This is a genomic window from Mesorhizobium xinjiangense (genome assembly GCF_009749525.1).
GTDB classification, from domain to species: domain Bacteria; phylum Pseudomonadota; class Alphaproteobacteria; order Rhizobiales; family Rhizobiaceae; genus Mangrovimarina; species Mangrovimarina xinjiangensis.
The window spans coordinates 1-14,277 of sequence record NZ_WOAC01000027.1 but is presented as its reverse complement, the minus strand read 5'-3'; the positions used below and the strand labels follow the sequence as shown (position 1 = coordinate 14,277).

Genomic DNA, 14,277 nt, shown 5'->3' with positions numbered 1-14,277 from the left:
TCATCGCAGTGTCGGGTCGAAGAGATCGCGTAGCCAGTCTCCGATGATCGAGATGGCAAGCGTGGTGAGAACGATGACGAGGCTGGGGGCAAGCATGATCCAGGGCGCCGACTGGATGTAGTCGCGGCCGTAGCCCACCATGTTGCCCAGAGAGGAAAGCGGCGGCTGAACGCCGAGACCGAGGAAGGAGAGACCCGATTCCAGGAGGATGACTTCGGGGAAATTCAGCGTCATCGAGACGATCAGCGTCGAAGCAATGTTGGGCAGGATGTGCCGGCCATAAATGCGCCAGGGCGAGGCGCCGAGATCGCGCACGGCAGTAGCATAGCCTTGCTCGTTCGCCGAAAGCGCCAGGCCGCGGGCGATGCGGGCGATGCGTTCCCAGCCGTAGAAGCCCATCAGCACGGTAAAGAGGACGAGCGAATTGCCGAAGAAAGCGAGCACGGCGAGCGCAATGATCATGAAGGGCATGGCTGCCTGTGCGTCGATCATCATCAAAATCACCTGCTCCGCCCGGCCGCGGAAATAGGCGGCGAAGAAGCCGAGGGAGACACCGAGCGTTGCGGCGATCAGCGTCGACAGGAAGGCGATGACGATGGAGATGCGGATCGACATCAGGAGGCGTGAGAGCACGTCGCGGCCCAGTTCGTCGGTGCCGAGGGGATGCACCCAGCCGCCGTCGAGAAAGACGGGCGGCGCGAGACGGTCGGACAGGCTGATGGCCAGATAGTCGTATGGCGCAAGCAGCGGGGCGAAAGCCACCACGATCAGCATGAGCCCGATCCAGGCCAGCGCCAGAAGAACGGTCGGCGGCCGGGCTTCGAAGAAGACCTTGAGCCGGCTCTTGGCGTTGTGGACGCTGCCGCCAGAGCCGTGCCGCGGCTCCTCGTCAGGGAAGGTTTCGACGCTCATGGTCAGGTTCCCGCTCTGTCTGCTTTCGTACGCAAGCGCGGATCGACCCAGCCATAGAGGAGGTCGACGGCGAGGTTGGCCGTCACCATGGTGAAGCCGATGAACAGCAGTATGACCTGCACCACGGCGAGGTCCCGATTGGCGACGGCGGTGACCAGTAGTCGCCCGACGCCCGGCCAGGAGAACACGCTTTCAACGACGACGGCACCGGCCACCAGCGAGCCCACCATGAAGCCGATGATCGTCATCGTGGGGATGGCGGCGTTGGCGAGTGCATGACGCATGATGACGCGCGACCACGCGGCGCCCTTAGCTGAGGCGGTGCGGATATAGGGCTGCCCAAGGACCTCCAGCATGGCCGACCGCGTGAAGCGGGCAATGACCGCCGCGCCGATAATTCCCATCGTTACCACCGGCAGCACCGCGTGGGCGATCGTGCCGGAACCGCCCGAGGGTAGGAGCCTGAACGAGACGGCGAAGACAAGCGCCAGCGTCAGGCCCATGACGAAGCTGGGCACGGTGAAGCCGATCACCGAGACAGTCATGATCAGCCGATCGAAGGCGGTGTTGCGCAAGAGCGCCGCGAGCACGCCGGCAGGCAGGCCGATCAAGATGTTGATGAGAAGCGCAGGCACGGTGATGGCCAGCGTCAGCGGCACACGTTCCCACACGACGGCGAGTGCCGAGCGCCCGTCGCGCATGGAATTGCCCAGATCGCCCTGGAACACGGCGCTGAAATATTTCAGATATTGCACCCAGATGGGCTGATCGAGGCCCCAAGCCTTGCGAAAGGCCTCGACCGCCTGCGGCGGCGCCTCCGGGCCGAGGATGGTGATGGCCGGATCGCCCGAAAGGCGCAGGATGACGAAGGCCAGCGAAACGATGATGACGATGGTGACGAGGGCGCGGCCCATACGGTTGAGGACATAGGCGAGCAAGGCTTACTCCGCGGCGATCAGTCGTGTTTCGGGCGCATCGTCATGCAAATGGCAGGCAACCCTGCGCGGTCCGTGCCCGATCAATTTCGGCGGCGTTGTGCGGCATATGTCCATCGCCGAAGGACAACGGGGATGGAACGGGCAACCGGCCGGCTTGTCGACCGGATTGGGCGGATCTCCCTGGAGAACGATCCGCTCGCGACGGCCACGCCGCGCCGGTGTCGGAATGGCGGAGACCAGCGCACGCGTATAGGGGTGCATCGGATCGTGAAAAATCGCCTCCGGAGGGCCTTCCTCGACGATCAGCCCGAGATACATGACGGCAACGCGATTCGACATCTGTCGCACCACCTTCAGGTCATGGCTGATGAACAGCGAGGCGAAGCCGTTCTTCGCCCTGAGATCCTCAAGCAGGTTCAGAACCTGCGCCTGGATCGACACGTCGAGGGCGGAGACCGGTTCGTCGCAGACGAGAAAATCCGGGCTGAGCGCAAGGGCGCGGGCGATGATGACACGCTGGCGCTGACCGCCGGAAAGCTCGTGAGGATAGCTGCCGGCCTGGTCGCGGCGCAGGCCGACGGCGGCCATGAGCTCGGCGACCCGCTCGCGACGGTACGAGGCAGCCAACCCTGGCTCGTGAATAACCAGGGGTTCGCCGATCTGGTCGGCGATCGGCAGGCGGCGGTCGAGAGCGCCAAGCGGATCCTGGTAGATCATCTGCATGCGCCGGCGCATGGCGCGCCAGGCTGCATCATGGCTGGCTGTCACCGGCTTGCCGTCGAAGGTGATGCTGCCGGCATTGGCCGGGATCAGGCCGAGCACCAGCTTGGCGGTGGTGGATTTACCGCAGCCCGATTCCCCGACAAGGCCAAGCGTCTTGCCTTTTTCGACGTCGAAACTGATGCCGTCCACTGCCTTGAGTTTTGCACGCCGGCCCATCAGGCCGCCGGGAAGGCGCACATCATAGTGGCGCTTCAGCTCGCGGACGCGAAGAAGAGCCATCACGCCGTCTCCCATTCGGCATCCGCCGCTTCCGGAACCGCAAGCCCGGTGTCGAGGCTGTCGGCGATCAGATCGGTGTGCAGGCAGGCCGCGCGATGGCGCGGCGCCCCGGCCGGCCGCAAATCCGGCCTGTGGGTGGCACATTCCGGCGTGGCGTGGGCGCAGCGCGGCCCGAAGGCGCAACCAGGCGGCAGATGGCGGGGCGGTGGGACGGTACCCGCAATGGATTTCAGCCGCCGTTTCGGCCCGTCGATATCGGGTAGGGCAGCCATCAGGCCACGCGTATAGGGATGTCGCGGCGCATCGAACAGCCGGTCCCCCGGGCTCTCCTCGATCACGCGTCCGCAATACATCACCGCTACGCGCTCGGCCATGTCGGCGACCACGCCGAGATCGTGTGAGACGAGCACCAGTCCCATGTCGTTCTCGCAACGCAATTCGTGCAGCAGATCGAGGATCTGCGCCTGGATGGTGGCATCGAGCGCCGTGGTCGGCTCGTCGGCGATCAGAAGATCCGGTTCGCCGGCGAGCGCCATGGCAATCATCGCGCGCTGGTTCATGCCGCCCGAAAGCTCGTGCGGATATTCGTCGAGCCGCTGCAGGGCATTGGATATGCCGACCCGGTCGAGAAGCCGATGCGCTTCGGCGCGGGCGGCCCGTCCGGTCAACCCGCGATGAAGCATCAACACCTCGCCGATCTGGCGGCCGATACGGTGCACAGGGTTGAGCGAACTCGCCGGGTCCTGGAAGATCATGGCGATGCGCGAGCCGCGAATGCGGGTAAGCTCGCGGTCCGGCCGGTTGAGGATCTGCTCTCCGTCCAGCTTTACGGAGCCGGCACATCGCGCCCGGCTACCAAGCAACCCGAGCACGGCAAGCCAGGTTATCGACTTGCCGCAGCCGGACTCTCCGACAATGCCAACCGACTGGCCGCGCTCGATGACGATATCCACGCCATGCAACGCCTGCACGAAGTGGTCACCCTGATCGAACTCGACGGTCAGGTCGCGAATGGCAAGGAGCGGTTCGGAGGCCACGCTCATGCGGGAATCCTCGTTGGTTGCGGCAAAATCCTGCCCTGAAAGAGATGAGGGGCGTCCGAGGGGACGCCCCCAGATCGCGTATCTAGTTGGACGCCGCCTCGATGGAGAAGTTTCCGGTGCGGAAGTCCATCGATTGCAGGCCCGACCAGTCCCAGTCGATATCCGTGCGCTTGCCGTAGAAAATGGCGTTCTGGTGCAGCACGGTATAGGCGGGGTCTTCACGCTCGGCGATCTCGAGCATGCGGCGGAAGGTGTCGCGGCGAACCTGAAGGTCCGTTGACGTCTCCAGCTTGATGCAGAGCTTGTTGAACTCCTCATTGGTCCATTCGCCGACCTGTTGCTGCTGGCCGTTCTGGCAGTGCTGGTTGACAATGGAGGCGACCGGATCGGGGAAGGGGGCGGAGTTCGACCAATCGCGCACCATGCGCGGCCCGCTGTCAGTGTCGAAGATCTGCTGCCAATTCTCCCTCATGTCGAGCTCGACATTGAGCCCGACCTGCCGGAAGGATTCGGCCAGGAGCTGCGCGTTGGTCACCTGGTTGGTGTAGTAGTTGTTGAGAACGCGGAAGGTGATCGGCTCGCCATTGTAGTCCGCTTCATCAACCAGGGCACGCGCCTTCTCCGGATCGTATTCCGGCACCGTCCAGTCGGACAGGAACATGTCAGCATAATACTCCCATTGCAGCCCGGCCGGCACGCGTGTGCGGCCGCCCCACAGCGCATCGACGATGGCCTGGCGGTCGATCGCGTGGGTCATGGCCTGACGGATCCGCGGATCGCGCATCGGGCCGTTGTTCTTGTCAAAGACCAGAAGGCGATGATTGGTGATCGGACCGCCGACGACCTCGAAGGCGTCCTGGCTGTCGACCGTCTCGATCTGATCCGGCGGCAGATCGGTGATAAAGTCGTATTCGCCCGAAAGCAGGCCGTTGACGCGGCTGGCGATCTCGGGGACGACGACGAAGCGTAGCTCCTTGATCGGCGGCTCGCCGCCCCAGTAGTCGTCGTGGGCCTCCAGCACCAGCACGTTGTCGGGCTTGAATTCCTTCACCTTGTAGGGGCCCGTGCCGACTGGCTTGCGTGCGAAATCGTACCAGGTCTCGGCTTCGCGGTAACCCCGTTCGCTGAGGATTTCCGCGCCGTAGCGCGAGATGCGTCCTTCCAGGGTCGGGTCGGGCACCTTGGAGATGAAGCGCACCGTCATATCGTCGACTTTTTCGACGCGGTCGAGGTTCGGCCAGGCGCGGGCGGCCACGGCAGCGACCTCTGGCGGCGGAACCTTGCCCTCAATGCTGGAGACCGAGGTCGTGAACAGTTCCTTGCCTTCGTTTTGCGCGGCTACCTGTTCCGGCAGTGTGCCGAAACGCTCGGGCGAGAAGGTGAAAACCACGTCGTCGGCCGTCATCACGTCGCCATTGTGGAACTTCACGCCTTCGCGCAACTTCAGTTCCACTGTCTTGTCGTCAATGCGCTTCCATTCCGTCGCAAGGCCGGGCTTCATCGGCAGGTTCGGCTCCTGGCGCTCGTAGTCGATCAGTGTTTCGAAGATCGAGTAGAAGACGCGGGCGCCCACATTGGACTGTTCACGCAATACGTCGAGTGCGCCGGCGTTGACGACCTGCTGCACCGCGACCGTGATGTTGGGACGCTCCTGCGCGTGCACATGCAAGGGAGAGGAGAGCAATGTGGAGACCGCGAGCGCGGCGGCGAACAGATGTGAGATATGCCTCTTGGACAGATTCATGAACCCAACCCCTCTTTCCGGATGACGTTGTGGGACGATCATTGGGCAGCGCCACGTCCTTATTGCGTCGCCAGATCGTTGCGCAGACCTGTCTAAGGAGCGCACATGTCAATTGCGCTTCAGGGAGATGAAGTTTGGATGACTGTGCAAGAAATCGAAAAGTTATTATATTACAGTGAGTTGCGGCAGGGCGATTGGCGACCCTGCTGAATGCCCGATTCGATCTTAGTGTCTTCTCTATTCGGCGTGTTGAGGTCAAGCGCTTTCGAGCTTTCAATGTGTCCGGAGTTTTGGCGTCTTCCGCAGGGCCTCGCTTCTCTTCGGGATCGGCGTTTTGCCCTCCCAGCATGGGACCAGGAGAATGAGGTGGCCCAATCTGAATCGCGTCCTGACCGCACGATGCGATCGGCACAAGACACTAAGCGAACTCACCTCATCCATCGTCCTGCGAAGGACGTGTTTCCACCGGTTGGCGGAACTTTGTTTCCCTTCTTTGCGGCGTTCTCAGTCAAACGGCGGCCGCTGAGGCTTCTCGCGTCCAGCGGAATTCGGTGCCATCCAGCCACATGCGATGCATGATCACCGCCAGGCGACGTGCGAGTGCGACGATTGCCTTACGCAAGCCACGCCGCTTGGCGACGTTCATCGCCCAGGCTTTCAGCCATGACCATTTCGTCACGCGCGTCAGCAACACTTGGGCGGCTTCATAAAGCAGCGTTCGCATCATCGCGTCACCGCACAGCGATACACATCCAACACGCTTGCTTTCTCCCGACTCATTGAGCTTCGGTGTCAGCCCCAGTATCGGTCCAACAGCCTTCGAGTTCCTGAACCGCTGCGGAATATCGATGGTGCTGGTGAAGGCCAGCGCAGTGATGGGGCCGACACCGGGGATAGTTGTTAGGCGGTTGCAGGTTTTATCGTCTTTGGTGATCGTCAATACTTTTCGGTGCAGGTGAGAGAATTCCTCACGCAGCTTCCGCCGAGCGGCAAGCAATGGTGCCATGATCTCTTCGAGATCGGGCATGCCTGCGACGAGATCGCGAATACGCGCCTCGAACTTCACCGTTCCCACAACACCGACCTTGAGGCCGAAATTGCGTAGAAGACCGCGGATGTCGTTCTCGATGGCGATCGCCTTCCCCTGCAGCAGCTTGCGGGCAGTCAAGAGTGCCCGCCGCTTCTGGCTCGTGAGCGTCTTCACATGCACCGGGCGATACAGGTTGACCCGCATCATCTGCGCAATGCCGCGTGCGTCATTGCGATCCGTCTTGTTCGGCTGCGCCTTCAGGAACGCTTTTACATGGCGCGTCTCGATGCAGATGACCGGCAACCCGGCGCTCGCCAGCCCCTCGAAAAGCCATTGCGATAAGGGCCCCGCCTCCAAGCCGACCCGTTCAATGTTCAAGGCAGGATCCTTCAGAACGGCGAGGAGATCGTCCGGGTGGCTGACCACTCTCAATTCCCGGCAGATCCTGCCAGTGTCATCGACAATGCAAACGGCGGTCTCTTTCACCGAAACATCGAGGCCGATATAGTGCTTCATGCTGCGCTTCCTTTCCTGATGCTTGTGGCTGTGGCTCACAGACCACGTTCTATCATCAGCTCGAAGCGCAGCACCTCCCTGCATCGCTGTCGAAGATGGGGCGCTAGCCGAATACCCCATCTGAATCAAAATGAGTGTCGTGTTTTCAAGGCCTTGCGAGCCTGCGGGTGAGCAGGCGCATATTTGCGATGAAGACCCAGGCCTCGGCGGATGCGATGGTTCGTTCGAAGTCCTTGGCCAGCCTTCGGCACACGCGGCATCGCCATCGCTTCACACGCGCCGATGCCTGGAAGCGCGCGGTGCTCGTCTCGATCCGCGCGCCACGCTTCAACTATCCAGCACGGAGACCCAACCGATGACCACCTATCTCGTCGCGGTATACATCCTCGTCGATACGCAAGCCGCCAGTCCCCGTTCGGCTGTCGCGGCTGCTTTGGAGAACCACCTCGACCGTTGTGCACCGGCTGTTCCGGCGGTCGGCACAATAGTCGATTGGGCCGTCGCCGGCGAGGACCTCGCCGCCTCGATGGCGCCTGTCTTGATTCCGGCCGACTATATGCCAGGAGCAACGCCGTTTCCCGAATGGAACACCCCGCGAGAGCCAAGCGCGGAACAACGACCCGGATCCGCCCGTCCAGGCACCGATCGCGCACGCAAGGCGCCTGTTGGCTGATACCTGCAGATGTCGAAGGAACTGACGCGATCGATGCCTTGTCGAGCTCGCTCGTCGGGCGTGTGCGACCGCCATCGTCAGGAAGAGAAGCGAGGACAGCAGTGTTCGGCCGCAAGATGCCGGTGTGTCCAGCCTCTCGGGATGACGGGCGCGCGGTCCCGGGTCGAGGATCAGCCCGCTTCTGCCGGTGGTCAGATTGAGTTTGTGGCCGTAGTCGACGTCACGGCTCCCCTTGACGATGATGTCGGCATGCGGCTCGAACAGGCTGACCAGCTTCTCGCCGGCGGGCACCGACTCGCCGGTCAGGACCCGCCGTTCGGTTTGGACGATGATCTGCTCGACCAGCGGCCGGTAGTGGCGGACCTGGGTCTGCCACAGTTCGCCGGCCGGACCCGCCGCCAGGGGCAACTGTTCACTCGCCTGCTGCAGATAGCTCAAGGTTGTGCGCGTGATCTTGAGCAGTTCGCGGTAGAGTTTGACCCGTTTGGGGCGGCCGCGGCCATATTCGATCGTCCGGGACCGCTTCTTCGCCGCGCGGCAGTGATCGTGCCATGGGAAAGTGCCACCCAGTGCATCCGCCTGCTGCAACAAGCGCACCATCACCCGCATGCAGTCCCACAACAGGCTGCTGTCGCTCGGCTCGTGGATCAGTGCGGCGGTGACGGTGCTGTCCACACGCACAACCTGGCCGTTTTCCAGCTTATCCTGCCGGGCGCTGGCCAGCAGCACCCTGTTGAGCTCTTCCCAAGTTTGCGCCCGGATTGCGCTGATTGTCTTGTGCAAGACCGACTTTTTCGGGCTCCATCCCCATGGCAGCCGGGCAAAGGCCCGGAACGAGGCCGAGTCTTCGAGATGGAACGCCAGTTCCTCGTAGCTCAGCTGGCGATGCTGCTTGAGCAGCGCGCAGCGCAGCACCGCCTCCGCCGGCAGGCCCTGCCGCCCGGTCTCCTTGACGCCGTGGCGGCGCAGGTCCCGCGCCACCAGGTTCAAGAGATCGCGGTGCTCGTCCAGCCATTGCGACATCGCCTTCAGTTCACGACCGATCTCGTGTTCGGCGAAAAGATCGAATAGGCTGGCCTGGACGGTGCGTTCTTGGCGCATTGTCGGCTCCGGCGGTTACGGGTTTCCCTTTAGAATCAGTAGCTTGATCTAAAGTGTACCTGAAGCCGCCGGGCTTTACTCGCGGAAACATCGCGATTCCTACAATAATTTCAGCAGTTTACCGTTTATGGACGGGCACTAGCTAGACCGTGAAGGAAAGGAATCTCACATGACCAGAACCGCTCGCTCCAGCCGTCAATCCAGCAAGGTCGTCCAGCTCCGCAAGGGCGCTTCCCTCGAAATGGTCCGCCTCGCCTGTCCCGACAGCGCCCAGGCATCGCTCATTTCCGAAAGCTTCGGTCTCCCCGTCATCGACAGCGACGGGATCCGCGATCTCCATCGAAAGATCATCATCGACACGGCCGACTCCTTGAATGAGGGCCTCGGCGAACGGGCCATGCAGATCCATCTCCAGCGGATCGTCGGCTCCTATGTCGGCTCAGCCCACGGCGCCGGTCAGTTCTATTCCCGGGCGGTCTCGGAAGCCCGCGACGCCACGGCCAGAAACGCTAACGACGACCGCGACGGTCCTGTCGGTTTCGACAGCACGACCCAGCGCAAGCGCGAGTTCGCTGCCGACATGGGCATTCAGGCCCGTGCACTCCGCTGCGCCGCCGAAGGCGTGGTGGCCGCCTACGAAGAGGTCGTCGGCGAAGCTTGGAAGCCCTTCGAACGCCACGTCGAAAATCCCGGCCAGACCGTCGATCGCAAGGCAGCCGAAATGCAGATGGCCGCTCTTGGCTGAGCGGCTCGGGCGGAGCTCCGGCTCCGCCCTTTGGTCGCCCGATGAATGAGTTGCTTTGCACGTTTCCTACCGGCAGCTTAGCGCCCCCGTTCCGGTCATTGTCACAGTCGCCCGCTCCACCGCATCCCTGCCGCGCCCTTGAAACTCGGGCTCCCGAAGCTTCTTGTCATCCCTTCACCACCATTCCTTTCGGCCTTGTAACCTATCACCCAGCGAAGTCGATGCGCGCAAAACGGGCCGCGCCCGATCAATGGACCCAGAACAGCACCGGTATCCAGCCGACCTCCTGTCCTTCCTCTATCAGTTCAAAGAATGGTATCGAAACGAGGAAGACCAGGCCGTCGAGCAGCGTCCGGTTGAGAAGGCGCGGCTTGAAGGTAACCTCGGTATCGTCTCTGAAGAGCCACGGTTTGGGACAGAAGCGCGGCACACGCGCCAGATAGGCCTCATAAGGGGCGCCAAGTGTGGCCCTCAGATAGCGCTCTTCGCGCAGCGTCACGAAATGAAAGGCGAGGGCGCACAACACCGGCATTATCACCGTGTAGACAAGGCTGCCGGTCTGTGCACCGATGCCCATGGCCGCTATGCTCGAGAAGAAATAGAGTGGGTTGCGCATGACCGAATAGGGGCCAGTCGACACCACCTCGGCCGATTTCCGGCCGCCAATATAGAGCGTCGACCACAGCCGTCCGCCAATCCCGATCAGGATCAGAGCGATACCGTGCGCTTCAATGCGCTCGTGCATGAGTTCGCTTTGCAGCGAGCCACCGAACACCAGAAAAAGGCAGATCAGTGCGATGATCGCACCCAGCACGATCCGTCGCGATGTCTGATAGGAAGACATCGCGTTTGCAGTTTCACTGTTCATTCTGAAACCCCCGTATTGCGGTCAGCGTAATAATTGCCGCACCCTCGGTCGGCATTTTGGCAATCATCGGGCAAGCGCCATCATCTTCAGAGACGCACCTGGTCGCAGTTGTCACGCAAAAGGGCCCGGCAACACCTGCGCTATACGCTAAACCGCTCCTGGCGCGGGAGAAGCTGGGTTCCAGCGCTATCGGCAAGGGGATTGCGCTGCCACACGGCAAAGCCGGCTGCCTACAATCGCCGGCCGCAGCGGCGGTGGTGCTTCAAGACCCCGGATGCTTTCCTTCTCCGGACGGCATCGACGTCGACATTGTGATTGCGTTCCTGTCCCCGGATGGCACGTCTGAGGACCTGTCCACGATCGCCAGCATCGTCAAGGAATTACGAAAAGACAAAGTAGCACGCGCCTTCCGCTCGGCCGAATCCCCGGAGGAACTGATGGCGGCTTTGGACAATGCCCCAGGAGTGCGCCAGTAGCGAAAGATAATGCTTTATCGTTCCTTGGTCATGCTCCTGTCTCTATTGTGGGTATTTGCTGGTCAGGCAGGTTCCATGGTCCTGTGACTGCTTGTTGCTACTGAGCTACCATTGAGAGCAGACCAATGAATGTCATTTTGGGGGTCGTTGTTCCCCTTTCACGGGTGGTGCTCGAACAGACGGCGCTAATGCGCTTCAACCCCTGGACTCACACCAGCCCGTGCGGGAGGCCACCGTCGGGCCGAAACCCATTGCCGCATCGCCGGTCGGTGGCACAATCAAGAAAGCCCGTTGGCGAGAGCGGGCTTTTTCATTTCCGACGACGGCGCAGCACCTTGGCGAGGTGCGGCAGACACATCGCGGCAGCAACGACTTGACCTGCGGCGAAGAAGACTCCAGCGCCCGCCATATCGCGTCCCAAAAGCAGGCCTACAAACAGCGGCAGCGCCGTAAAGATCGAGATCGCGGCTGCTGTCAATACCAGGCGCATGATTCATCCTTGGTGCGTTCGGCGCACTGAATACAATGGGCGGGTGCCGGCCGCAATTGGACTTGGCTCTACGGCATCGCGCAAGCTGCGCCGATACCGTATCTGTGCTAAATTAGCCTAGCAACGAGCATCAGGGAGGAAACGCCATGGACATGCGAACATGGATAATCGCACTGGCTGTAATTCTTGTAGTCTTGGTCATTGCGTTCCTATTTGTTTGACGGACTCGCCGTGAAAGGTGTGTCGGAATTTCGGGAACTAATCCCGGCGAAGCGCATTTATTCGTTACGGGGGGTCTGTGCGTCGTCTGCACGGCGATGCAAGCGGCCGGGGGGCATCGCGTGACAACAGCGAAGGAGGTGTTGTTATGTTCCGCAAACTTTTCGCAGCAACAGCCGTCGCGGCACTGATGGCGACCGGCGCCATCGCGCAGACAACATATCCCACACCGACCGATCCCACCGCGCAGCAGCCTATTGAGGTGCCCATGGTCGTGAAGGCCAAGGGCAACCTGGCCAGCAATATCATCGGCAAGTCGGTGCTTAGCGGCCCCGGCGAGAGCGCTGAGAACATCGGGAAGGTTAGTGACATTGTAATCTCACCGGAAGGCGAGTTGCAGGCCGTCGTGATCGGCGTCGGCGGCTTCCTCGGGATTGGCCGGAAGGATGTCGCCATCGAGTATGATCTCGTGAATTGGCTGGAGGTCGAGGGCAATCGCTACATGATAGTCGAAACAAACGCGGAGGCGCTCAAAGCGTTGCCCGACTTCGATCGCACCGCATTCGTGCCGATGCCTGCCGATGCCGATGTGAGCGAACCTGTACCGGCTACGGCCGAGGATATCTCGAAGGCCGAGGAGACGGTAGCAGCCGAAAAGGCGGCTGCGGAGGCAGAGGCGACCGATCCGGCGACGACCGGGTCAACTACGCCTACTGATGAACCTGCAATGCCGGCGCAGTGAGCGGTTGGCTGCCTTTGTGCGTCTTGCGCTCTAGCGTGCGTGACACCATGTATGGGGTTCGCCCAGCGCCGCTAAGCGCGCGGTATGTGGGTGATGGGCGGCTTTCGGTGCGACGACATCCGGGCTGCCCTTCCAATTGGCAGCCCGTCAGCCGCGCTCACCTTGACCTTGCCGTTATCGACGGCGGCGACCAATTCGGGTGTGGCATTACGGTGGATGCTGTGGCGACGGTGCGCGGTGACACGTTGAGCATCTCGGCTGCTTTATCCTGGCTAACCTTATGCAAATTTGCAGAAGGTTCAATGTCGGTGCGCTCGCCTTGGCGCGCTTTCCGATGCCGCCTAGCGCACCCTCACACGATGTCGTCTAGGCCGACACCAAGCGCCGCCGCGATCGCCTTCATTGTGTCGTGTCGGCCGTTGCGGCGCCTGCTTTCGATGCCGGCAATCGCAGGCTGGCTGACGCCCGCCTTGTCGGCAAGTTCCTGCATAGTCAGGCCGCGCAGCTTGCGGAACGCGCACACGGGATGCTCACCGGCAATGATGGCCTTCACAACATCGGCAGGGATGGACTCGCCGCCGTTCGCCTTGATGTCGCGGGCGCGGATGATGTCGGCCATGTCCTCGTGGTTGTTTGTCAATGCATCGCCCGTTCATCGAAATCGACATAGCGGCCGATCGACCGCAGGTAGGCAACGATTTGCGGCAGGAGATGGTCACGTTCGCCGTATGCCTGGCATATGCGCCGCAGCTTTGGCTCGGCAACCTTGTATTCGGCCTCGGGAAGGTCGGTGTCGCCGATCACATACATGGTGTGTCCGATCGCGCAGACGTCGCAGCCTGTGGCGATGACATCTTGGATAAAGGCCGGAATATCTTCGGCGCGCATCAGCTTCATGGGAACGATCATAGCGTGCAATGACGCGCCGATTCGAGACGGCCCTCGGATGATCCGTGCCATCTTGTCGAAGGCAGTTCCATTCATCGCCCCGTCAAGCACCATGGGAGCGGTCAGGCCCGACAGGCGCAGCGCGCCGGTGAATGTCGTGGTCTTCCAGTGGCCATGGGGGACACTGGCACAGCAGCGCTCGCCCCTTGGGGCGCGGCCGCGCAAACGTGCCATCTTCGTGGAGGCCCCGGTTTCGTCTATGAAGATCAGCTTCTCGGGATCGAGATCGGGCTGGCCGTCGAACCAGGATTGTCGGGCGGCGGCGACATCTTCGCGTGCCTGTTCGGCTGCATGGCCCGTCTATTTTTAAACGTGATGCCGCGTTTTTTCAGCCAGTTATGGATCGTCGACGGATCGACCGTCTCGCCATGTTCGACCTGCAACCGCTCGGCCATCTCCGCCAGCGTGATGTCCTTGCCGCCTTCTTCGATCATCGCGAGAAGGAAAGCGGCATGACTGTCCAGGCGCGAGCGACCTGGATTGCCTTTGCGCCCCGGAGCAACATCGCCGCGGGCGCGCCAGAGCCGGTGCCAGCGGCCCGCCGTGCTCTCACCAATACAGAACCGACGCCCCGCCTCGCGGATCGACAGACCTTCCGCCTCCATCGCCCGAACAACCCGCCACCGCAGGTCAACGCCCAACGCTGCTGCCATCTTCGCCTCCGTGTCGCAACAGGTAGACGTGAATCAGAATTCGCAGCGCTCGGGAACCCCATCAGCGAGTCAGGTTCCGTTCAAAACGCTCTAGCAGGTTGCTGAAGAAGCCGCCAATTTTGCCGGCATTTCTTTGATGGGCGTTTTCTGGCGTGTCTTTACGTGATCCTTGCGATG

12 protein-coding genes and 3 pseudogenes are annotated in these 14,277 nt (G+C 61.8%); 3 read left to right on the top strand and 12 right to left on the bottom strand.

From position 1 onward, the window contains the following. From GM909_RS22265 to GM909_RS22230, 8 genes and pseudogenes are all read right to left on the bottom strand, one after another. Positions 1-912: an ABC transporter permease gene (locus GM909_RS22265; protein WP_157019416.1), complete on the bottom strand. Its 912-nt coding sequence runs from the start codon at positions 910-912 to the stop codon at positions 1-3. A 2-nt stretch (positions 913-914) separates the two neighbouring features. Next, entirely contained in the window at positions 915-1,850 is a 936-nt protein-coding gene (locus GM909_RS22260) for an ABC transporter permease (protein WP_268890785.1), read from the bottom strand. A 3-nt stretch (positions 1,851-1,853) separates the two neighbouring features. Then, positions 1,854-2,855, bottom strand: coding sequence for an ABC transporter ATP-binding protein (locus GM909_RS22255; RefSeq protein WP_157019415.1), 1,002 nt, complete (start codon positions 2,853-2,855; stop codon positions 1,854-1,856). Continuing rightward, positions 2,852-3,895: an ABC transporter ATP-binding protein gene (locus GM909_RS22250; protein ID WP_157019414.1), complete on the bottom strand. Its 1,044-nt coding sequence runs from the start codon at positions 3,893-3,895 to the stop codon at positions 2,852-2,854. Before GM909_RS22250 ends, GM909_RS22255 begins: the two co-directional genes overlap by 4 nt. Positions 3,896-3,977: 82 nt before the next feature. Further along, positions 3,978-5,639: an ABC transporter substrate-binding protein gene (locus GM909_RS22245; RefSeq protein WP_157019413.1), complete on the bottom strand. Its 1,662-nt coding sequence runs from the start codon at positions 5,637-5,639 to the stop codon at positions 3,978-3,980. Between the two features lie 508 nt (positions 5,640-6,147). Next, complete coding sequence (locus GM909_RS22240) at positions 6,148-7,185, bottom strand: IS110 family RNA-guided transposase (protein ID WP_157019412.1); 1,038 nt, start codon at positions 7,183-7,185, stop codon at positions 6,148-6,150. A 145-nt stretch (positions 7,186-7,330) separates the two neighbouring features. Then, positions 7,331-7,435: pseudogene (locus tag GM909_RS22235) on the bottom strand (IS5/IS1182 family transposase); the annotation flags it as partial. Between the two features lie 561 nt (positions 7,436-7,996). Further along, positions 7,997-8,959: pseudogene (locus GM909_RS22230) on the bottom strand (ISNCY family transposase); the annotation flags it as partial. Between the two features lie 169 nt (positions 8,960-9,128). Between GM909_RS22230 and GM909_RS22225 the strand changes: the two are divergent. Further along, positions 9,129-9,704, top strand: coding sequence for a hypothetical protein (locus GM909_RS22225; protein WP_157019411.1), 576 nt, complete (start codon positions 9,129-9,131; stop codon positions 9,702-9,704). A 247-nt stretch (positions 9,705-9,951) separates the two neighbouring features. Here the strand turns inward: GM909_RS22225 and GM909_RS22220 are convergent, their stop codons facing one another. After that, positions 9,952-10,572 (bottom strand): methyltransferase family protein, encoded by a 621-nt coding sequence (locus GM909_RS22220; RefSeq protein WP_157019410.1) that lies wholly within the window; start codon positions 10,570-10,572, stop codon positions 9,952-9,954. Positions 10,573-10,628: 56 nt separating this feature from the next. Here GM909_RS22220 and GM909_RS22215 point away from each other — a divergent pair, with 56 nt between their 5' ends. Continuing rightward, positions 10,629-11,048, top strand: a complete 420-nt coding sequence (locus tag GM909_RS22215; RefSeq protein ID WP_198174355.1) for a PTS sugar transporter subunit IIA — start codon at positions 10,629-10,631, stop codon at positions 11,046-11,048. A 310-nt stretch (positions 11,049-11,358) separates the two neighbouring features. Here GM909_RS22215 and GM909_RS22210 read toward each other — a convergent pair whose 3' ends face one another. Then, complete coding sequence (locus GM909_RS22210) at positions 11,359-11,538, bottom strand: hypothetical protein (protein ID WP_157019408.1); 180 nt, start codon at positions 11,536-11,538, stop codon at positions 11,359-11,361. Between the two features lie 367 nt (positions 11,539-11,905). Here GM909_RS22210 and GM909_RS22205 point away from each other — a divergent pair, with 367 nt between their 5' ends. Continuing rightward, on the top strand, positions 11,906-12,499 hold the full coding sequence (locus GM909_RS22205; RefSeq protein ID WP_157019407.1) for a PRC-barrel domain-containing protein: 594 nt from the start codon (positions 11,906-11,908) through the stop codon (positions 12,497-12,499). A 352-nt stretch (positions 12,500-12,851) separates the two neighbouring features. Here the strand turns inward: GM909_RS22205 and GM909_RS22200 are convergent, their stop codons facing one another. After that, positions 12,852-13,139, bottom strand: a complete 288-nt coding sequence (locus tag GM909_RS22200; RefSeq protein WP_157019406.1) for a helix-turn-helix transcriptional regulator — start codon at positions 13,137-13,139, stop codon at positions 12,852-12,854. A gap of 326 nt (positions 13,140-13,465) precedes the next feature. Continuing rightward, positions 13,466-14,100, bottom strand: a pseudogene (locus tag GM909_RS22190) (IS630 family transposase); the annotation flags it as partial. Between the last annotated feature and the right edge of the window lie 177 nt (positions 14,101-14,277).